This window comes from Williamsia sp. 1135, assembly GCF_002095395.1.
Classification (GTDB): domain Bacteria; phylum Actinomycetota; class Actinomycetes; order Mycobacteriales; family Mycobacteriaceae; genus Williamsia.
Genome location: NZ_MJEI01000103.1, coordinates 162,537 through 183,492, shown reverse-complemented (window position 1 = coordinate 183,492; position 20,956 = coordinate 162,537). Strand labels below are relative to the sequence as shown.

The following is a 20,956-nucleotide window of genomic DNA, read 5'->3' as shown; positions in this document are numbered from 1 at the left end:
TACCCCCACATCGTGAGCTGGACACCGTCATAGTCCGCCGCGACCGCAGACCAATCGGGAATGAACCAATCGAGAGCCTCCCCAGTCGCCTGATACCACTCGTGACGCCGAGATGCGGTCGTAACCAACGGGTAGGCGGAAACGAGTTCAGCCCACGCTGCTGGCCCGGTAATCTCGAAAACACGAGGACCGTTAGCGACCGAGACGGGCCCGATCAAGAGACGATCACAGTTCACCCAGTCCTCCACCAAACCGAGCCGCACGTTCGTTGCCCCTGATACAGCCGTCGTGGTCTGCAGAGCGCCCGTGAATACCGGTATCGACCGCCAGCTTCCGCCGTAGTGAGCGCCAGGATCTGACGGTCGATACCGTTGGGCACTGACCTCTTCATCGACCGCGTTGGTTCGCCACTCGTGAAGATCGATGGGATCGTTCTTTGGCTTGCGGTTCGGATCCTTGTCATCGTCAAGTTGGTAGCGAACCACGAACTGATTTGCAGGTCAATGGGGTCGCCCCAGGATCGGGTGTGAGGTGATTCGGTCAGCACTCCGGCGATCGGCAGCAGTGCAGGCCGAACATCAGGCCGAGCGTAGACACGGTCGTCATCATCAGGTGGTTGCCAGTAGTGAGCTATGAACGGCGGCCTGCATTGCTTGAAAGACAACATCGTAGGGGTGCCCGAGAACTCGTTCTGGTGAGACCGCCTCAAGGACGTCCAGCAGCCTGACCAGTCTATGGGACGGACATCGCACCACCAACATCTGCCATTCAGCGTCAGTGAGTTCCTGTGCCTCGTCGACGACGATGTGGGCGAACGGTCCAGCGAGGAGGTCGCTGTTCGAGTTCGGTCGATCTGCCTTGGTCACGAGTGCGTCGCGCAGATCTTGGCCACGCAACATCGACATGATCTTCATGTTGGAGTCGTCGGACGCGATGAGGTGATCGACGACCCGGCTCATTTCCTCCCGCTCAGCTTCTTGAGCCGCATCCTGCTGCCGTCGACGTCGGCCGGCACCCGGATCACCAAGTCTGAGGCGCGCCGCGTCGAGCAAGGGCAGGTCGGAGACAGTCCATCCATGGGGACGTGAACGTTTCAGGCGGCGCACTTCCACCGGGGTGAGCCAGGGCGCGCACATCTGCAGATACGCGGGCACCTCCCAGAGGTCACCGACAAGATCGATTGGGTTGATCCGGGGCCAGGATTTTCCCAGTTCTTCCTCGATGCCTGAATGGTTACGCAGGTAACGGCGACGCTCGTCGCGGAGACGCTCGTCGCGATCGGTCTCTTCGTGGTCATGTTGGTCTAGGAGGATTTCTACCAATGCGTCTCGGACCGCGTCTCGCGCCTCGTTGTGCGGCGTGGCTGGGTCAGCGGCTCCGAACGCCTCCGCCCACTCTGCGGCGCCAATTCGTAGATCCGACCATGGCGTCTCCACCTCGAATTCGTACGTCGGCGGCTCCTCGTAGAGGAGCACGGCCGGCTCAATCGCATTGACCATAGCGACGGTTGCCTTGAGTCGCGCCACGGCTTGGTCTTCCTCCTGCTGCGGCGTGCAATCCCACGGCACAAGATCGCGGATTGTGCAGCTCTGGACGCCTTCTTCGCCGAAGCTGGGCAGGACGTCGGAGATGTAACTCAGGAACGGATGGTGTGGGCCGACGATCAGTAAGCGACCGGAGCCCTGACGGAGCCGGTTCTCGGCGTGTAGTAGGTAGGCAGCGCGGTGAAGCGCGACTACGGTTTTCCCTGTGCCGGGTCCGCCATCGACCACGAGGGGACCACGGGAACTCGCCCGGATGATGAGGTCTTGGTCTGCCTGCAGGGTCGCTAGAGCATCGCGCATACGGTTTGTCCGGCTGACGCCAAGACTTGCCACGAACGCTGAGTCGTCGTCGAGCGCGAGTGCCTGGGTAGTCGGCGATGGCGCAAGCACCTCGTCCCAGTAGTCGATCACCGTACCTTCAGACCATCGGTACCGCCGACGACTGAACAGCCCCATGGGCTGTGCCGCAGTGGCCGCGAAGAACGGCCGCGCATCCGGCGCTCGCCAGTCGACCAACAGCTGACTCCCCCGAGCATCGTGCATTCCGAACCTGCCCACATAGATGGGCACATCGGGATTGATGGCCGTAACCATCCGTCCGAGGCATAGGTCAAGGCGGTTACGGCGCAAGGCCCGGAGGCGGGCAACTGTGCGATGAATTTCGAGGTCGCGGTCCATTGCTTCTTGCCCCGTTCCGCCGGGTGCAAGTCGCAAAGAAGTGAGTTGCTCCTCAGCCAGGGCCCTGGCACGTTCGATGTTGGCAGCGATCGCGGTGAAATGCCTTTGGTCGGTGTTGATCAGGGCAGGGGTCGCCTTGCCTGCGAGGTCTTCGGGGAGGGCGAACGGAGAGGCGCTCACAGCGTATCGGCTCCGGGACGCACTTTCTGGGGCCCACGCGGCCTGGCCTTGGACAACTGATCAACGATGAGGTTATGAGGCAGCGCCACGTACAGCGGTGGGTCAAAGTCAACCCGGTCCCCGGCCGTGAAGACCATGGCGCTTGCAATGAATCCGCCGTGGGACTGGATGATGCCCATCGCGGTCCGGAGGCTCGTGCCGGTCCGGGCGTGATTGTCGACCAATACGAACTTTCGGCCACGGACCCCTTCAGCCGGTTCGACGTTGCGGCCGAATCCTCTGGTCCGCCGCCCGTCGACAAGGACATTCCAGAAAGGTCGTCCAGTCGCACCGGCCCACAAGGCGCACAAGAGCGAACCGGAATTGGCCACCGCGGCGATCCGGAGCTCGCCGTCGGCGTCGCGGATTCGATCGATGGCCTCGATCACAGTGAGACGGAAAACCGGGGAGACGGAATCGCGGGTATCGACGGCGTAGGTCCGTTCGCGGTCTGGCCGAGGGGAGGCGACAACTAGGTCCGCGGCGATCAGACCAGCGACGCGCTCGCCCGCGCCCGGGAGATTGAGCATCATTGTTTGGTCACCCACAGTTTCAAGCTCTCGGCCAGGTGTGGCGTGATTCGCTGCCGCTCGATCTCATGGACGTTCGCGCGCAGAAATACGCTGGTGGCCATCCGTATGTCCGCTTCTGCGGTCCACAAGGAACAGATCTCGTTCTCGACGCCGTCGGCGACTTCAAAGGCCCCAACATAGGAGAGCGCACCGAGGCCGACACCAGTGCCCTCGGATGCGGTGTCGATGACGTCCTGCGGCGACGTCTGCGTCAGCAGGTGAGCGCCGACTGTAGTCGTGAGCAGCCCCGGGTATCGGGGTGCATCATGTTCCCGTTGTCGGACCAAGACGCTGCTGGAGTTCCTGCCCTCGCCCTTCGCCACTGCGAGGACGTGCACCGAGTGGTGCCGCAGGTGCCGGGAGTGAGCGCGCCCTACCTTAAGCAGGCTGCCGTCTGGGGTGCCGTCTGGGGTGCAGCCGATCAACTTCATGCCGAAACCTTTCCCGGGAGCCCGATCGAACTGGTGGCCTCCGTCATGTGCGAAATGACGGGGTCGGGAGCGAGCCCGTAGTGACGTAGTCGGGCGGCTCGAAATGCCTGGAACCAGGCGAGATCCTTCCAACGCAGTTCGTGGAAGGAAACGTCCGCGAGGCCGCGGAGCGCGTCGGCGCGCTTCCACGTCGCGCTCTCGGTGGTGGCGCCGACGACATGGACGTACGTGCGGTAGACCGAGTCGACCGCAGCAGTGAAAGTCACGCCTGCCGAGCGCAGACCTTCGGGAAACGAACTGAGCGGCGCCCCCCGCTTGGCCCAGACTTCAAGCGACTCTTGGTAGAGAGTCGGCACCGAGGCGCCATCCTGCTCGATGGACTCCATGAGCAGCGCGACGTCGTCGAGCATGTGCCTCAGGTGATCCGATGAACTGAAGTCCACCTCCCACCGGAGGCCCCCTGCGATCAATCCGTTCCAGTCCGCAGCGTCGCGGTAGAGAGACAACGGCGAGCTTCCAAGTCGGAACCGGTAGTGGAATTCCGAAAGGTTCGACACCTGCTCCCGAAGTCCCGGCGCCCCGCCACCGGCGTCTTCGCCACGAATCCTGGTGTAGGTAACAGTTGCTCCGCCTCGCGAAGGTGTGACCGCTTCGACCGGCGGGATCAGCAATCCCGTCTGCTGCAGGTCGCTGTTCACCCACGCCTCGAACTTCGCCCGTTCGGCGGTCATATGCGTTTTTTCGACGGTGTCGCGCGTCAGTGTCGCCGATGCCTTCTCAGGAGACGGTCCCGCCAACACCACCTGTCCGAACCGCCACCAGTCACCTACACGCATTGGGTAGTTCGCCGCCTCGAAGGCGTCGAGAATCTGCGTGACGACCTCGTCGGCCAAGACAGGCGCCTCTGTCATCTTGCCCGGGAATGCCACCATCATCTGTGGGCTAACGAACAGCGTAGATAGCTTGAGATTCCGTCCTGCTGCTTCGTCGGCGACCAAGTCGACCTTCGTGCAGCTCGTCACGTGCGCGCCCTTCATCTGGTCGACCTTGGGAAGGCCAAGACGCTCCAGACCATCGTCGAACCGCTGCCGCGCCTGCACGCGGAGGATCGTGTCCACGACGTCCTGCGCGTGAATCCCCTGGAAGCGTTCGAGGTTCTCCACATCGTTATTCACGCCGATCACAACGTGATCCTTGTGGTGCATAAGGCCGAGGCCGCCGTCGTGAAGTTCAAACCACGAACCCTCATCGCGTGGTGGCGCGACGAGCAGGTGTGAACGCCATAGTCTGGACCTGATTCCCTGCTCTGCGAGGAGATCCCGCACGCAGCCGACACCGGCGTATCCGGCGCTCCACACAGTCATCCGCGGGGTGACGGTACGGGTGCTCCCCTCGGGGAGGTGGACTTCGATATCGTGTCCATTCGCGGACGTCGCAACACCCTCAACGATCTTGCCGCCGAGTTGGACGAACCTCTGGCGCAGCATCAGCAAAAGTCGGCCCGTGTGGATCGGCTGGTCATCCACCACGAACAGTGCCTTCGCTGAGCTCACTGAGATACCGGGGAGAAACTCGGGCGCGCGCGAGAGGTCGACCTCGGACGCCCGGACACCAGCGAGCTCCCAGCGGTCGCGAACGTGGTCGAGGTTGAGACCCTCGGACACGATCGCGATCGAGAAGTCCGCGGTCCTCTCTACAACTTCGGGGAACTCCGCAAGAATCTTCCCCGCGCCGAGACGTGTCCGCCTCGCGACCTTGAGTGCCTCTACGTCGGTGAACTGGGAAACGGCGTGGTACGTGCCATGGTGAAGCCAACCCTCGTTCCGCAGCGTCGCACACTTGCCTGACGCAGTCGCGTCAAGCAGCACCGTGGGAATGCGGTGCTCGGCGAGCCGAAGAGCGATGAAGTAGCCGGCAATGCCGTTGCCGACGACCAGCACCTTCTTCCTGAAGTTCATCAAATCTATTGAACTCATTCCGATCACTCCCCATCGTCCTGATTCGATGGGGCGATAGTGCCAAGTCGTGCCTTAAGTCACGCGACAATTGCACTGAGTCTCGGATGAACAACGAGTGGAAGTTGGCGCGCAGTTACCCCAACTTCATCGGAACTTCAATGCCGTCACCGGCCGAGCAGGTACGACCACTCGCTCGGGCAAAGACTTCTCGGAGCGACTGAACCCCAAGGTCATCCACTCGGTCGAGTCCACGGTTGGACATGCACGTGTAGACAAATCCTGCGACGTCGAACCTGGTACCAGGCGCTGCGCAACGATGATATGTGCACAGGTACCGGCAGTACCTAATTTCAGTGGCACCGACTCGAGCCGCGCTGGTCGCTGGAGCAAACGCGTCCGTCTCAACAAAGTCCGGCAAGTGCCCCAGTGTTTGAGCAAGAGTTTGCATGAACCATGCCTCGCTCACCTGCGGCCTGGGGCGCATAATATTGACGAATTCACCCGGCCTCGCGGGCCGAACCTCAAGGTGCTCAAAGAACTTGATGTCCAACTCGTTGGCGACGGCCCACTCAAGAAATCGTGGGACCTCCCGCTGGTTGAAGCGGGTCAGCACGACATTCACCTCGATTCGCAATCCGGCATCCCGGACCGCCGCTACTACCGCGTCAATCGAGAACGGCGCGTCAAGGTAGCCCGCCGACGGCCGTGGCTTGTCGCTCCGGAAAGAGTCCACCCCCAGACGAACCTTGCTGAGACCCGCCGCAGCCAAGTCACGGGCAAGCGGTCTGGTCAAGAGCAACCCATTGGTGATGACGGAAACGCGTGCTACGTGGGGAGCGACGGCGTCGACCATGTCGAGCACACGCGGATGGAGCAGGGGTTCCCCGCCGCTGAGGATGACCTTGTCGACCTCTGGTTGACGCGACATCGTGGCCACGGCGTCATAGAGACGATCCGACAGGTACCCGCCCCCCTTTGGTTGTCCCTCATTATGGCAATAGAAGCAGGCAAGATTGCACTGCTCGGTCAGAAATACTCGAAGCCTACCGAAAGCAACCGGCATATCAGTTTCCGCAACTTTCTTGCACAATCGGCAAGGCTTCGGTGTCAAGGACGACAACTTTGCCCAGCCGATCGAGTTCAGTGCGCTTAAGAACAACACCTGGAACGCCCCGCTCACGCAGGACAACGGCGAAGTGCGCGAGCAAACTCGCGTTTTCGAAGACGAAGCCGCATCCAGGTGGACACGCCTTGAGGAGTGGGAGTAGATCAACGGATGCGCTTGAGGCGATGAACACAGTCGCATCTTTTGGACCTTCCCCAATGATGCTCTGATACAGATGAGCGTGGAGGTCCTCGGTACCTTCTCGACCTCGAAGGTCGACAACTGGACCCGATGCGCGTCCTCTCGAGACCACACCCCTCTCGAGGCTGTCGACTTCGAAACCGACCGCCGGGTCGTCCGATTCCGCCGCATCGATCAAGTAGGTGACCCCCGACTCTCCGCGGCGAGTTATCCCAAATTCAAGCGCGAGATGCGGTTCGGCCCGCAGGAGTGGTCTCAAAGATCTGACCACCTCGTTAATTTCGCTATCCGAGAGCGATGAAGAACTGGGAGGATCTATCTCCCGAACAACGTGTCCATTCATGAAGTGGAACACAACCGATTGGCTAGTCTCTTTTCGCGACAGAACGGCGCCCATAGCGCTGACGACGTAGGCCGAGGTTTCGACGTATCCCTTCGGAATAAAGTGCCCCATTCCAACCTCGACCAGGAAGCTATTATTTACACTCCTAATAATTCCCGTGATCTCAGCATCCCAAATATCCTGCTCGAGTACGACCGAAACAGCTGCGCTGGCGAGTCCAGCCTTCGCCACTCGGATCTCCGTTTCCGTAATGCTGTCGAAGGTCGGGTAGTCACGAATTGAATAGCGGCGACACTCTGCCGTGAAGAAGTCAACGTCCGTTTGGTCAACTTGGGCGAATTCACGAATAACACGTTTGTCGACCGTGAAGGGATGCAGTAGAACCACGCTGCTACCAGCGATTACGGAACTGTGCCGTACAGGAATCTGTGGCAGATGTGCCCGCGAAGTGGCGACGATCACTTGACTCGGTGTCATCAACACGCCCGCCTCAGCAGCCTGCCTTCTGAGCGCAATTTTTGGGTGGCCGGCGACAACGGCGGGCAGACCTGAAAATGCTTCAGCCGAGTCGAGATCCCAGACACCTGCAGCTGGCAAGACGATAGGGCGTACCTGCAGGACGAGCAAGTTACCTGCCTGATCAACACACCATTCGATGTCGACCGGCCCAGCAAGGGCGGTTGCAAGATCAGTCAGCGTGGACCCAATCTGAGCAAGCAGATCGGCACTTCCGAACCAGGTTCCTCGGAGTGGGTTGCCCGTCGAAGTGTCAACGAGCACATCGTTGGCTTGCCGGCGGCCAGACACGAGCCCATCACCGGTCCCTGTCACCCAAGACACCACCCAGGAATCGAGCGAATAATTTGTGGGCTCGATAGAGAAGGCGACGCCAGACACCACCGCGGGCACGAACTCCTGGACTACAATCCCCATCTCCTGCCCGCGGGCGCTCGCACGCACGCTCGCTGCGGACTTTTCGATGGTGTCGGCTCGGACACCGAGTTCGGTTAGGTACGCGCCTGCATTGGACGAAGTGATCGTGTCTTCCGATGGCGCAGAACTACGCACGGCGAAGAATTCGGCTCCGCTTAGGTAGGGAGTTGATGATACGACCTCATCGGTCCGAAAGGCGACCCCCCTCGGCGTCCGATAGCCGCGTTCGGCGAGGAGTCCGAGATAATGTGCCTTCCAACCATAAAGCTCTGGCTCGACAGCGGAAGCAAGTTCACGAGGCAAGATGATCTCGATCTGCTAGTTGACGCGCCACAGCGTCGGGAACAAGCGGGTGCCAGTCGGTCCCATCAGCAAGCATTGTTCTGATTTGGGTACCGGAAGCGACACGGGAAGCGTGGTCTCGTCGCCACATCACATCGACTGCGTATCCGAGACTCCTCATCAACTGGACCTTCTGCTCGCCCCACTCGTCGTAGACGGTCAGGAAGGCCGTCGTTTCCGACGGAGGGGGTAGGTAGTGGAGAAGTCTGTCCACCTGGAGGATTGGAGCGGGAACGATTGCAAAGTCACGGTCGGTCCACCCGAGGTCCCACAGGCTTGCCTCGATCATCGCGCGTCGCTGGGCGAACGTGAACGGGTTGTTCTCTGCGGTGGACCGAGCTGGATCAGCGCTGGTGGCAACTCGCGATTCCGGATCCGGGTTCGTGATACCAACGAACAGTCGCTGGCACCGCGACCGGGCCGCCTCAACGTACTCAAGGTGACCCAGGTGAAACGGCTGGAAACGGCCTAGGACAAGGCCACATTGACGTCCCCTCATCTCGACCTTCATGTCGAGAAAGCGTAGCCAGAAGCGTTGAAGGTCGAGTGAAGGTAGGGGCTCGGACGATGCAGCGGACTCCTTGCTGGGTGTCGTATCCTCAAAATGTCCTCGGTTTCGGGTAAAGCTGGTGGGCTCTATTCCACTCGCCATCGAAGTAGATGCGGAAGGCAGGGGCCAGGGGGAAGGTCGCTAGGGGATCTAGCAGCATATGGGGCGCTTCCCACCCAAGGCGACTCGCCTGGGCGCTTTGGTTTTCAAGGTCATATGGCGCGACTGTCACTATGTCGTCATCGATCACAAGCACTCGGAAGGCAGGCAAGTGATCGATCCCGCGAACCTCCAGGCACGGGAATTTTAGTTGCAGCTCACGCAACTTATTCACCGAGTTCGGCGAAACCTCACCCGCGCGTATTTGGACCAGACGTTGGTACGCATCGGAATCCGGGTCAATGACGAGAAATCTGGCGCGCCCATTCGGCGACCTCTCCTGGAAGCGCTTCAACATAGCAAGCAGACTTTGAAACGTCTCACGATTATTGACCCACTTTCCGGCAAGCACGCCGGCGAAATCCAGGGAAGAGTCAGCGCGTTTGGTGCAGTCAATCGGACGAAGCCCAACGCCGCCGAGTTCGAGAGCTGACGGAGCTGCGATACCGAACTGCTCAATAATGCGTGCCAGCTGACTAGTCTCATCGGTTATCGGACTCGGCAAGGTTCCGTCGTCGATTTGTGCGCCGCTCCGCCGCGATCTACCCGCACGCGGCGATGCAGCCTTGGGCTCCAAGGACCGCACCTCTTTGGGCAAATCCTCGTCTCTCGCTTCAAAGTATTTACTTGTGTCATTCCAGATCCGCGTGTGCCGTCGCTGGTCGTTCGTACGGCTTACCGCCAGCAACATTCGCTGCCAGACCCGAGCGTCCGGGTCTGGGCGACGAGTCACGTCAGCCAATCGCTTCAACACAGCTCTTGCGGTCTCTTCAGTGTCATCCGTCGCAAGCATGCAGTCCGCATGCAGGAGCTCAGCCGTAGTATGGCGCTCTTGCCACCGGTAGTAGATCTCATCGAGCATATACAACCGCAGATTGATGCCCTCAGCGTCCTTTAGCCTTCGCGAATCCGGTTTCCTATCGGCTGCTACGTCAAACCCCCGGGCTGGGGAACTAGTCCACCTCGTAAGCGCTTTGTTCAGCAGGGGCGCTACATTGCTCACAACGTCCGGCGTCAAGTCACTATGGCTCAGCCATTGCGATTCCTTCGCGAACTGCGCCGCCCGATCCATAAGGTCGCCAATCTCAAGGTGGTCCGCGGCAAGGGCACACTCGTAGGTCGTCGGTATGGGTGGGCGTGCGCGTGAATCCCCTTCGTTCACTTGAATTATGGCCCTAGCTTCTACGTCACCAAGAGCCTGCCTCAACTGACTTACGTAACGGCCTATTGTCGATGGTTTCGCACCGAGTACGTGGCAAGCGAGGTCCTGCAAGACTGGCCCGTCCTCCCACAGCAATAGCAGCCGCAGTAGGAGCGCGGGCTGGCCCGGAAGCAGGACAGACGAGCCATCGGGTAAGTCCACGGTGACACGCGCGTTACACGTTCGTACGAACAAAACCGCGCCTCCGTACAATCCATCGCATCTGCGATGCAGCCTGGCGGAAGGATGCCTGGCAGCGATTCAGCTCGGGATCAGAAGCTATAGAATACCGGCTCGCCCCGATGACAAGCCTGTGGTCATGATCACACTTCCGCAATGCACGACCTTCGTCCATTCAGTGTTGGAGATACAGGCTTCAATAGACCGGAAGACACGGCTATGTTGGGATGGTGTAGCCATAGACCACTAAATACAGTGGTTCGCGATGGGTGTAGCTGGCAGGCAGTGTTCGATCCTGGGCCCCTTGCGAGGTCCTACTCACGGGACACGATCTTCACCGCCGTCTCGGCGGAGCCGGGACGGGGACCGTTAGTTTAAAGGTGGATCCGACCGTGGCATCTGCTAGTTGCCGGTCGGGGTAATCCTCGATCCACCGACTCGGGGAAGGAAGCCATGTCCCGGAAAGGTTCTACTGCCGGAGGATAAGGATGCGGGTGATCGCCCGACCTTAAAATCGGGAGGTGTTCCACTAGAATTCTTGGGTTGCGTCGGGTATCGACTGGTGTTCAGGTTGTCGTCGAACTGGGTGGGCCGCAGATTCTGGCGAACAGCGTCGTCCAGCCGGCCTGCCATGGCCAGCCTTGCGGCAGATGCAGGGTGAGCCGCCGTCCGGATGAGGCGATGCGTGCGGGGGACGTTGATCAGGGTTCGTCGAACGGTGGCAGTTGTCGCTTTGGCAAGCCCGCTCCCTGCGATACTGGCTGCTGCTCGCGTCAGGTTGAAAGCCATGGCCGCGAGGACGAGCCATGCGCCGTTGGCCGTGAATCGCCCGGAAGGCAGGTGAGCGAGGGCCGAGTTCTTCAGGTCCGCGTGGACTTGCTCGACGATCGCGTGTTGGCGGTGAGTTTTGTCTGCGGCGACGGTGTCCGTCTGTTTGGGGTCGGTGGTGGTGAAGTACGCGTGGAACCTCCACGTGTCGAACAGGGTGGCAGCTTGAGGTTCGCTGTCTTTGGGTTTCAGATCGGGGATGCGGCGCACTACAAGGCGGCCACTGATGTAGGCGGCAGCCTTCTTGGAGGTGAATGCCGTGAATGGGATTTCCGCGACTTCTGCACGGGAGATCCACCGTTGGGTTTGCTCGTCGTAGACCGCGTCCGTTCTTTGCGGCATGACGAAGAAACGGAACCGCGACTCGGACGCGGCAGATATCGCCCGCGGCGGTTTCCGCGTGACTGTGCCACTCGTTCTTGCTAAGGGAGCTAACCCGGTCAGATCGTCCGCCACGCTCACCGTGGCTATGGCTTATGACTACCGGGCTGGTATGCCTTCTGAATCTCGACGAGATCCTGACGAGCATCCCGGGGACTCATAGTCGGCTACACCGACCCGACCCACCTCGCGGATGAACAAGGTCGGCGCAGGCCGATGCTTCCGGATTTTTCACATAGCATCGACCAGCGCCTCTGAGACATTATCGAAACTATGTTCGACTTCCAGGGCCCACTCCCGCCGCACACGTCTTCGATCCGCCGCGGAGTGTAGAGGTCGACATGCTCGTCCGCTGGACTGGGAGTTCATGACCGCCGGCCGCGATCCAGTGTCCCTGGAACGCGTGCGTTCGGGCTTCGCGTCGAACGAGCTCAGCACGGACTGCAGGTTGCGTGGGTCCGCTCGAATTCAGGGCAATGGCGTCGTGACGTGTGGGATAAGTCTCGGCAACGAACGAATGAGAGAGAGACGACCCGAGCTACTGCACACCTATGGCGGATTGATGCGAGCCGGTGACTTTGTCAGCGATCCCCGTCGTTAACGGGATGCCGAACGTGCAGTTCAGTGAGGGTGGCGTTGAGCGCGGAGGCCAGTTCGTTGTCCGTGGGTACGACCTCGCGGAGTTGGTCGGTCAGGGTGTCGTAGGTGTAGTTCGCCACCGCCACCGCCAGCGGTGCGGGTGCTCCGGCAAGCGAGTAACGGACGGTGTTGTCGTTGCGGCCGGCGCACAACAGGATCCCGATGGTGGGGGCGTGCTGGCCGTGAATCCACATCACTCAGAGACCCGCAATGGCGTATGACGGTGTTATGGTTATCGTCACACAGCACTACAAAGGAGTTGCCATGGCCGTTTTGAACGTCCGCATCGAGGATCGCATCCGCGATCAGCTCAAGGAACTTGCTGACGCCGAGGGGGTCACCGTCAGCGAATACGTTCGCGACCTGATCATGGCCGCGATCGTCCCCGTGTATGAACGCCCGGTGGACCACGGTGACGAGCCGGCGCCGGAAACCATGAGGCTTGCCGACCGTCAGGCCCTCTCGCTACTTCACCGCATCCTCGCTCGTGTGCTACCCGAGGACGCCAACGATGTCGACGGAGGCAGGGACTACCAGCTGGATCGAGCGAGGGTGATCGAAGCAGGCTTCACCGGCGAGTACTGGCGGGAGGTCGCGGGGTTCAGAACCGAGTTGTCTCGGCGCGACTGCGGCCGCGTGCTCGACATTCTCGACATGTTCCGCGTGATTACCTTCAGCCGCAAGAGACTGAAGGATCAAGGGAATGATATCGACGAGGACCTCGCTTACAGCCTGGAGTTCCAAGGCTTTGACCACAACGACGGGCTCGAAAGCCACATGGCCAGCTACGTCAAGTACCTGATGAGCGACGGACGGTGGGCGGAGTTGCGGCCACAGCTGGAGCGCAACGACGACGGAAACTCGCACCACCGCGTGCTCGACACCTACCTACGAATGCTGGCCGAGCACCGCCGCATCACGGATAGCCGAGATCGAGGAGGCCGTCGCGACGACTACTTCCTGGCGGTAGACGAACTTGAGCAGATCGCTGCGGCTCGGGTCCACCCCTCGCGTCGTGGGTAGGACTGCGGCTTGGCGCCGAAGGCGTGGATGGAGAAGCGGATGAACAAGGCGGCGCGTGATACACCCCCGACTGTGAGTCGGTCTTCTCACAGCGGCATAGTGCTCCAGCTATCGGGGTTAGAATGTAACGATATCGGTGACACCAGGTGAAGGTTCTCTACGACAACAAGAAGTTAGAGGATCTCTGCACGGACGAGCGAGAGATGCAAAAGAAGCGGGGTGACATCGCCGCCAAACTCCGACGGCGGATCAAGGCACTCGAAACCGCCAACAGCGTTGGTGAGTTGCGGACCCATGACCCGTTGGGCAGATGGCACCAGCTCACTGGAGACCGAGCCGGTGAGTGGGGCGGCGATCTGAGCCAGAACTACCGCCTCGTGATTCGTCCCGAAGGCGACTGTGAACAGTGGGATGCCGTGACGGTAACCGTGATCGAGATCGACGACTATCACTGAAAGGAGAAGCCATGACTACGACCAACTACGCGGTTGCCCCTGGGGAGTACCTGGAGGAGTGGATCGAAGACCAGGGCTTGTCCCAGCAGCATGTCGCTGACCGACTCGGGGTGAGCCGGAAGCACGTCAACGAAATCGTCAACGGGCACGCCGCCATCACCCAGGACATGGCGCTGCGTCTGGAACGTGTCGTCGGCATCCCCGCCGCCTCGTGGCTCCGCTACGAGGCGGCGTATCGCGCGGACCGCGCGCGCATTGCTGGCGAACAGGAACTTGCCCAGTACGTCGGGGAGATCGATAGCAGCGCTTCCGCGTACCTCCGCAGCATCGGGGCCACCAACGCCACCCGCGCCAAGCCGGGAGAACTGGTCTCCGACTTCCTCGCCTTCCACCGCTGCGGAACGTGGGATGCGTACGTACATCTCCACAAGACTGCATCGCAAGGCGACTACGCGCTCGCCGCATTGAAAGAGTCCGGAGCCGAGCTCGACCCGACTCTGTTATCGACCTGGTTGCGCGCTGGTGAACTCACCGAGCGGTACGAGCGCGGGCGGAACTACTCCTTCACCGCGCACGAGTTGCGCGAGGCGCTCCCGCGCCTGCGAGAGCGCGCCGCTACTCCCAATGACTCGATGCTCCGGGACCTCGCAGGGATGCTCGCAGACGTCAGTGTCGTGCTCATGGTGGTTCCGCCGCCGAAGAAGTTCCCGCTCTTGGGGATGACACGCTGGATCGATAAGCGTGTGCCAGTCATCCAGCAAACCGGGCGGTGGGGCCGAGACGGCTTCGTGATCTGGACGCTGTTCCACGAATTGGGTCATGTCCTCAACGACCCTCGGGGCGAAATGCATCTTGAGTACTCCACGGAGAAGATACGCAACAGTGTCGCTGAGAAGGCCGCGAACGCCTTCGCGATGGACCTTCTGTTCGGCGAGTCGGGGATGGAACCCTTCCGTGACGTGACAAGCGACGATGCCATCGCGCGGGCCGCAAAGGCGGTGGGGATAGCTCCCGGCGTAGCCGTCCATCAGATGCACCGCAAGCGGTTTCTGCCCTACCACCACGGGAATCGTCTGTGCGTCGACTTAGCTGGAACGTTCAGCGAATAGTTCGCGGCCGGCACCAGCTACTCCTGAACCTGGCCGCCCTGGTGCAGTCACCCGAGTGGACGATCGAGCGCTTCGCAAGTAGACGATAACCTCACATGATGCCCACCCGATCTGCGGAGTCGTCGGAGCTGGCACTCGTCGATCTCCACCGGCCCGCTACAGCGAACAAGTACGCCTGGCGCCCGCCCTTCGATGTCGAGGCCGCCTACGAACATGAGCAGTGGTGGGACACAGTGCCCTACCCCCTCGGCGATCCCTGGTACATCCAGGTGGTGGCGGGAGGCATGGAGGTGGCGCGCGTGGAGATGGACAACCCAGGAGACGTCAACCCCGAGTACACGGACGTGCCTGACCTCGGCCCCGAGCGACTGGAGATCCAGTTCATCGAGGTGGCAAACACCGCCCACCGCCGTGGCATCGGCAGCCGAGTGGTGCGCGCGCTGCAGGAACGTCACGCTGACCGCCGACTGTTTGCCTACAGCGAGGAGGCCGATAGGTTCTGGACCTCACTTGGATGGGAGCGGTTCGATCATCCAAATGGCCTGAACCGACCGCTGTTCATCTCACCGCCGAGATAACGCCATCAGCACGCTCAGCCTCACCGGGTCGCATTCTGAGGGGGCATGGTCCAGCGACTTGCCGGTCTCCAGCCATCATCTACCCATGACGGATGAGAACTACCACGTGCGGCGGGTAAACCTCGACGAGTCCGACGCGAATCGCCTCGCCAAGTGGGCCTCGCTCTGGGGGGACCTGGTCCACGCCGACATGGCTCTCGCTGAGAGGGCAGGTCTGCCCGATACCGCTTCCAACGTCTTCGTTCGGCGCGCGCTGTGGGAGGCGGCAGTGGTCAGCTATGGGCGCATGGCTGTCAGCGACAAGCGGCGCAACGTCGACTACGAGGAACTGATCCGGGCCGCCCGCGGCGACCGTGGCGTTGAGTTCCACCAGACTTTGATGGTCTGGCGCCACGACCACGTCGCTCACCGCAAGTCCCGCGAACTGGAGACCGTCGACGTCTACGCCGACTACCTCGACTCAGATCTCCCCGTCCTCGACTCCATCAGGGTGGCGGTGTCGTCCTCAGGTGGGCCTCCCCTTGGATCCCCACTCGTCGTTGAGTTCGCCGAACACGTGAAGTCGCTGCGGGACACCCTGTGGGTGAAGTACCTCGCACCGATCGGCGAGCTGCTCGCGACGCGAGGACCCCGCAGCTCCACAGTTCCGGTCGACCCTGAAACAGAGGGGCTTGTGATCCAGGCAGTCCTATGGTCGCGGATGAACGGGACCGGCATCGCAGACGGCGGGGAGCCGACCTCGTGAGCAGTCCGATGGAACCGAGCGAGGTGCCGCTGGGGCAAGAACCCGCGGGCGTCGTCGCCTTCTCATTCGTGCTGCCGTACGCGGTGCCGCTGAGCACAGAACCGGTGCAAATCCACGTCGGACACGAGTATCTACGGATACGTGGGGTCGACCCTGCCGAACACGACGACTCGTGGATGCTGGACGCGTTCACCTGTCTCCTCACATGGTCGACGGAGTCGCATGGAGCGGACCCCGTTTTTGAGGGCAGCGTTCTGGCATCGTCGGTCCTCGCCCGGGTAACTGGCCGGGCGGCCCGTGAAACGCAGCCTGAGACCGCAGACGCCCCACGTGAACGCTCAGTGGCAGTTGTGATGGTTCCGGTGAAGAGTCGCGCTGCTGCCTTAACACCGCCGCACGACGGCAAAGTAGACCCTCTGACCCTGGCTCACTGGCTGGTGGCAGACAGCGTTCGCTCAGTACGAATCGCGTCGAGCATTCCGCTTCCGGAACTTCACTACAAAGCGTTAAATCCAATCATCCCCGCCGCGTTCGGTAAACAGACCGACGCCGGGGCAATCAGCTTCGATGAAGGTCAACAGGCGATCGTGCTCGACCACGTTCCAGTCCAGTCGGTTACTTGGGAGCCGGTCGACGCGGTTTCGGTCGGCAATGTATTCACTCAACTCACGCTTGGCAGTATCAGCGCTCTGATCCGCGATCACGACGCTCGGAGCCGCGCGGAGCACGTCGCTGGCGACTACCGCGCCTCGGTGCTGAGCAGCGCGGTCACGTGCGAGGTGGCGCTCGACAGCACGCTCGCGGCGATGTTGTGGGAAGAGGGAAAGACACCGGCGGAGGCCGCTCAGATGTGGGTCAACGCAAGTTCGATCACCCTCCGCGTAAAGACGACGTATGCACCGCGACTAGGTGGAACTTGGCACCTAGATAGCAGGGGTGCGGTGGCTGATTGGCGACGTCACGTTGTCGACGTCCGCAACAGCCTCATCCACTCTGGCCGCACCACCACAGTGGCCGAATCCAACCGCGCGGGTGAAGGCGCCGCAGAGCTCATCTCATTCATCTCGAAGCGACTGGTGCTCAAGTGGAAGATCTACCCGAAGGCGCTGGCCGTCATGTGTGGTCCGAGTTCGGTGGACCAGCACGCGTCAAAGAAGCAGCGCGCGAATATTCAGGAAGCCCTGGAACGGAACTCCGCATTCGCTGCCGAGTTCCACCGGTGGCGTGACGACTGGCTGAAGGAGCGCGCCTCGCTGTAGTCTTCGGCAGACTCTGTTGCGCCATCCTCGGGCACGCACCGTTACCGGTGACGTCGAGCCTCGTGAGCCTTAACGACAACCGTGTAACCGCGGCGGTTGTGCGAATCTGCAGGAGCGCGGAGGCATTCCGCAGTTAGCTGCAGACATGGTCTGGACTAGCTCACAGCGAGGCTGTCATGGCAGCTCGACGGACAGGCACCTGCGCTAATTAGATTTAGCGCAGATGAAGCGGTTCACCAAACCCACCGAGCCGGAACCGGAGTCGTAAGACCGCGGGCAAGACCATCAGCCGCCGGGTTCTTCGTCCAAACCGTGCTCGATCGCATACCTGGTCAGCTCCACCCGGTTGCCCAGCTGCAACTTTCGCAGCGTGGCCTGCACGTGGTTCTCGACGGTTCGATGACTCAGAGACAGCTTCGTCGCGATCTGCTTGGCGCTCAGCCCCTTCGCCACGTACCGCAGCACCTCCGTCTCCCGGTCGGTGAGTGCCGGAGCATCTACCGGGCGGTCGGGGTCCCGCGCGATACGGCGATACTCCCCCAGCACCAGACCGGCGAGGCCGGGCGTGAAGACCGCCTGACCGTTCGCTGTCGCCCGCACCGCGGCCAGCAATTCTTCCTTCGAGGCACTCTTCACCAGGTATCCGCTCGCGCCGGCCTTCACGGCCTCGAGCACGTCCTCACGCTCGTCCGACGCCGACAGCACCAGAACCCGGCTGCGCGGCGACACCTCCAAGATCCGCACGGTCGCCTCGGCCCCGTTGCCGTCGGGCAGGTGCATGTCCATCAGCACCACGTCCGGCTGCACCGCGCCCCCTCGACGCGCCGCCGCCTCGACGCTGTCCGCGGTGGCCACGACGTCGAACCCGGCATCGGTGAGATCTCGGGCGACCCCGTCTCTCCACATCGGGTGATCGTCGACGACCATGACCCGCAAGTCCTCAGGAGGCATCTGCTTCACCCTTCGTATCCGTCTCCGGGCCGCTCGCTTGACGACCGCTCATTCTGGGCACTGTCAGCTCCCACTCGGTGCCCTCGCCCGGCCCCGTGTCCAACCGGGCCGATCCACCGAGAGCTTCCATCCGCTCGACAATGGACCGGGACACCCCCATCCGTCCCTCGGCGACTGCTTCCACCAGCCGGCCCTCGTCGATGCCGACGCCGTCGTCGCGCACGCTGACGACCACCTCGTCCCCGAGATCCTCGACCAGCACGAAGGCCTTCGCTATGGGGCCCGCGTGGAATCTGACGTTGTCGAGAGCGTTGACCACCGCGGCCTCGACTTCCAGAGCCATCCGGTGATCGAGGGTGACGGGCTCACCCGGTTCACTGAGGGACACCCGGTCACCGGCGTGGGGGCGGAGCAGCAGCCGAAGGTCGATGTCGGCCGGCCCACCGGAAAGGGCCGCCGGTTCGATATCGGCGATCAACCGCCGCAACGACCGTTCCTGTTCACCCGCCAACTGCGCCAACTGCGCTGTCTCGCCGCCGATTTCCGCACCACGCCGGCTGATCAACGCCAGCACCTGCAACACCCCGTCGTGCACCTGCCTGCTCAGCCGATCGCGCTCCTCGGCCGCGGCGGCGACCCGCATCGCCCTGGCAACCCGATCGTGATTCCGGCGGGCCGTCACCGAGGCCAGACCGACCCCGACCCCCACCGCCAGCAGCACCACCACCGTGGCGTCGCGTCCCACATTGAGGTCGTAACCACCCTTGGCGACCGCGCTGGCGGCCCGCACCACGAGTCCGAAGCCGGCGCCCACCAGCGGACCGCCCAGGATCGCGGCCGACACAACGACATTCGTCGCCCACAGGGTCGTGGGGAACGACTGGTTCGACGCCGCCCAGTCGGCCGAGGCGACGAACCGGGTGGAGATCACCAGCACGCACACGATCACCAACTCGGCGATGACCCACGACCAGCGACGTCCGGTGCCCTTGAGGTAGCCGATCGTGCTGATCCCGGTCCACACGGTCAGGACCGCGAAGAGGAACCAGCTCCACGCCACCCGTTCGTAGTCATTGTGCACCGCCAGCTGAAACCCCAGCGCGTAGACGAAACTGAGCAACCGGAACACCTGGGCGGCCCGCCAGAGCGGACCCACCGGATCATCGTCGAGTAACGAGGAGAGCGCTGCGCGGGAACTCATGCGTCAGCTGGAATCGTCTGAGCTGCCCCGCTTGTCGTCCGGTGCCGCGTCGTCGTCGGGTTTCTCGGTCTTCGGCCCCCGGGCGCCGTGCGCGTCGAGATCATCCCACTTCGGCCGGTCGGGTTCGGCCTCGTACATTCGTTCGTGTTCTTTACCTGTGGCCGCGGCCACCTTGGCCAGCTCACTGTCGTCATCGATCGACTTCGACTTGTCCACCAGCGTCCGGATCGCGGTGTTGAGGAAGGCGATGATCGGTACCGCCAGCAGACCACCGACGATACCCGCGGTGACCAGGCCGGCCGCGATCGCGAGCACCACCGCCACCGGGTGCAGACGGACCGAACGCCCCAACAGGAATGGTTGCAGCACATGGCTTTCGAGCTGCATCACTCCCACCACCACGGCCAGTGCGATGACTGCGGCGATCCAGCCCTGGGTCACCAGGGCCACGAGGACTGCGAGGCTGCCTGTGATCAGTGCACCGACGATGGGGATGAACGCACCGATGAACACCAGGGATGCCAGCGGAAGAGCCAGCGGCACCTGCAGAATCGCCAGACCCGCGCCGATACCGATCGCGTCGACAGCCGCGACCACCACAGTCGCGCGCACATATCCGACCAGGGATCCGAACCCGTTCTGCCCTGCTTCCCACACCTTTTCGCGGGACCCCTCCGGAATGGCCAGCGTCAGGAACCGCCAGATCTGGCCGCCGCCATAGAGAAAGAAGATCATCAGGAACAGCATCAGAAGGCCACCGGTGACGATCTCGCTGACCGTGGTGAAGGTCGCCAACGCGCCGGATGTCACCTTGTCCTGGTTGTCCTGCAGGAACTTGATGGAGTCGTCGCCGAGATGATCGATCTGCTCCTGACGGATGTTCAGCGGGCCATCGACGAGCCAGCCCCGGCTGTCGTCGATGGTCTTGGTGACCTGATCCGTCAGATCCGGGACACCGTCGATGAACTGCTGCACGACGAAGGTCATGATCCCGGCGATCGCGCCGATCGCAACCACCAGCGACGCGACGACGGCCAGCGCGCGCGGCACCCCACGACGATTGAGCCAGTCGACCACCGGCACCAGGAACGCCGTGCCCAGCACCGCCAGCCCGATCGGGACGAAGACTTCTTCGTATCTCGCGATCACCTGGGACGCGACATACAGCGCGACCGCGATCACCACCAGGCGCCACGACCACTCTGCGGCGGCCCGGACGACCGGATGCACCTTCAATCGATCTGCGGTTCGGTCTGTGGTGCTGACGTCCTCGAGTTTCCCCTGGCTCACCTGGGCAACATTAGACCCCACCCTTGCGTCACGCGCTGAACCCGGCGCAGGGGCGAATACTCGCGTACGGTTTCGCCGAGT

Annotated in this window: 17 protein-coding genes and 2 pseudogenes; 6 read left to right on the top strand and 13 right to left on the bottom strand. The window is 62.1% G+C overall.

Annotated features, from left to right (window positions below):
• Positions 1 to 608: 608 nt before the first annotated feature.
• The 10 genes and pseudogenes from helR to BFL43_RS22165 form a co-directional block, all read right to left on the bottom strand.
• Positions 609 to 2,402, bottom strand: a complete 1,794-nt coding sequence (gene helR / locus BFL43_RS22210) for an RNA polymerase recycling motor ATPase HelR (RefSeq protein WP_084894822.1) — start codon at positions 2,400 to 2,402, stop codon at positions 609 to 611.
• A complete protein-coding gene (locus BFL43_RS22205; RefSeq protein ID WP_168176700.1) occupies positions 2,399 to 2,989 on the bottom strand; it encodes a hypothetical protein in 591 nt (196 codons plus the stop codon). Before BFL43_RS22205 ends, helR begins: the two co-directional genes overlap by 4 nt.
• Positions 2,971 to 3,444 (bottom strand): hypothetical protein, encoded by a 474-nt coding sequence (locus BFL43_RS22200; RefSeq protein ID WP_084894817.1) that lies wholly within the window; start codon positions 3,442 to 3,444, stop codon positions 2,971 to 2,973. The genes BFL43_RS22205 and BFL43_RS22200 overlap by 19 nt, the downstream gene beginning before the upstream one ends.
• On the bottom strand, positions 3,441 to 5,402 hold the full coding sequence (locus BFL43_RS22195) for an FAD-dependent oxidoreductase (protein WP_168176699.1): 1,962 nt from the start codon (positions 5,400 to 5,402) through the stop codon (positions 3,441 to 3,443). The genes BFL43_RS22200 and BFL43_RS22195 overlap by 4 nt, the downstream gene beginning before the upstream one ends.
• A 133-nt stretch (positions 5,403 to 5,535) precedes the next feature.
• Positions 5,536 to 6,465: a radical SAM protein gene (locus BFL43_RS22190; RefSeq protein ID WP_084894813.1), complete on the bottom strand. Its 930-nt coding sequence runs from the start codon at positions 6,463 to 6,465 to the stop codon at positions 5,536 to 5,538.
• A gap of 1 nt (position 6,466) precedes the next feature.
• Positions 6,467 to 8,287, bottom strand: a complete 1,821-nt coding sequence (locus BFL43_RS22185; RefSeq protein WP_084894811.1) for a PEP/pyruvate-binding domain-containing protein — start codon at positions 8,285 to 8,287, stop codon at positions 6,467 to 6,469.
• A complete protein-coding gene (locus BFL43_RS22180; protein WP_240498421.1) occupies positions 8,277 to 8,837 on the bottom strand; it encodes an adenylyltransferase/cytidyltransferase family protein in 561 nt (186 codons plus the stop codon). The genes BFL43_RS22185 and BFL43_RS22180 overlap by 11 nt, the downstream gene beginning before the upstream one ends.
• Before the next feature lie 88 nt (positions 8,838 to 8,925).
• On the bottom strand, positions 8,926 to 9,897 hold the full coding sequence (locus tag BFL43_RS22175) for a hypothetical protein (protein WP_143695464.1): 972 nt from the start codon (positions 9,895 to 9,897) through the stop codon (positions 8,926 to 8,928).
• A 1,085-nt stretch (positions 9,898 to 10,982) separates the two neighbouring features.
• Positions 10,983 to 11,580: pseudogene (locus BFL43_RS22170) on the bottom strand (transposase); the annotation flags it as partial.
• A gap of 626 nt (positions 11,581 to 12,206) precedes the next feature.
• Positions 12,207 to 12,443, bottom strand: a pseudogene (locus BFL43_RS22165) (DUF1016 domain-containing protein); the annotation flags it as partial.
• Positions 12,444 to 12,474: 31 nt separating this feature from the next.
• Between BFL43_RS22165 and BFL43_RS22160 the strand changes: the two are divergent.
• The 6 genes from BFL43_RS22160 (at position 12,475) to BFL43_RS22135 (ending at position 17,433) form a co-directional block, all read left to right on the top strand.
• The gene (locus BFL43_RS22160) at positions 12,475 to 13,287 is read left to right on the top strand and encodes a YfbU family protein (protein WP_240498420.1); all 813 of its coding nucleotides are present in this window, start codon (positions 12,475 to 12,477) and stop codon (positions 13,285 to 13,287) included.
• A 146-nt stretch (positions 13,288 to 13,433) separates the two neighbouring features.
• Positions 13,434 to 13,742 carry a type II toxin-antitoxin system RelE/ParE family toxin gene (locus BFL43_RS22155; protein WP_084894807.1) on the top strand — a complete coding sequence of 103 codons (309 nt, stop codon included), beginning with the start codon at positions 13,434 to 13,436 and terminating at the stop codon, positions 13,740 to 13,742.
• A gap of 11 nt (positions 13,743 to 13,753) precedes the next feature.
• Complete coding sequence (locus tag BFL43_RS22150) at positions 13,754 to 14,851, top strand: HigA family addiction module antitoxin (RefSeq protein WP_084894805.1); 1,098 nt, start codon at positions 13,754 to 13,756, stop codon at positions 14,849 to 14,851.
• 98 nt (positions 14,852 to 14,949) lie between these two features.
• Positions 14,950 to 15,429, top strand: a complete 480-nt coding sequence (locus BFL43_RS22145) for a GNAT family N-acetyltransferase (RefSeq protein WP_084894891.1) — start codon at positions 14,950 to 14,952, stop codon at positions 15,427 to 15,429.
• 85 nt (positions 15,430 to 15,514) lie between these two features.
• Entirely contained in the window at positions 15,515 to 16,174 is a 660-nt protein-coding gene (locus tag BFL43_RS29195) for a hypothetical protein (RefSeq protein ID WP_206186731.1), read from the top strand.
• Between the two features lie 353 nt (positions 16,175 to 16,527).
• The gene (locus BFL43_RS22135) at positions 16,528 to 17,433 is read left to right on the top strand and encodes a hypothetical protein (protein ID WP_168176698.1); all 906 of its coding nucleotides are present in this window, start codon (positions 16,528 to 16,530) and stop codon (positions 17,431 to 17,433) included.
• A gap of 285 nt (positions 17,434 to 17,718) precedes the next feature.
• On the opposite strand, the gene BFL43_RS22130 is transcribed toward BFL43_RS22135, so the two are convergent.
• Genes BFL43_RS22130 through BFL43_RS22120 form a run of 3 tightly spaced genes read right to left on the bottom strand, consistent with a single transcriptional unit; the run spans position 17,719 to position 20,875 of the window.
• Entirely contained in the window at positions 17,719 to 18,384 is a 666-nt protein-coding gene (locus tag BFL43_RS22130; RefSeq protein ID WP_084894889.1) for a response regulator transcription factor, read from the bottom strand.
• Positions 18,374 to 19,585, bottom strand: a complete 1,212-nt coding sequence (locus tag BFL43_RS22125; protein ID WP_084894801.1) for a DUF5931 domain-containing protein — start codon at positions 19,583 to 19,585, stop codon at positions 18,374 to 18,376. The genes BFL43_RS22130 and BFL43_RS22125 overlap by 11 nt, the downstream gene beginning before the upstream one ends.
• A gap of 3 nt (positions 19,586 to 19,588) precedes the next feature.
• Positions 19,589 to 20,875 carry an AI-2E family transporter gene (locus BFL43_RS22120; RefSeq protein WP_240498418.1) on the bottom strand — a complete coding sequence of 429 codons (1,287 nt, stop codon included), beginning with the start codon at positions 20,873 to 20,875 and terminating at the stop codon, positions 19,589 to 19,591.
• Positions 20,876 to 20,956 lie beyond the last annotated feature (81 nt).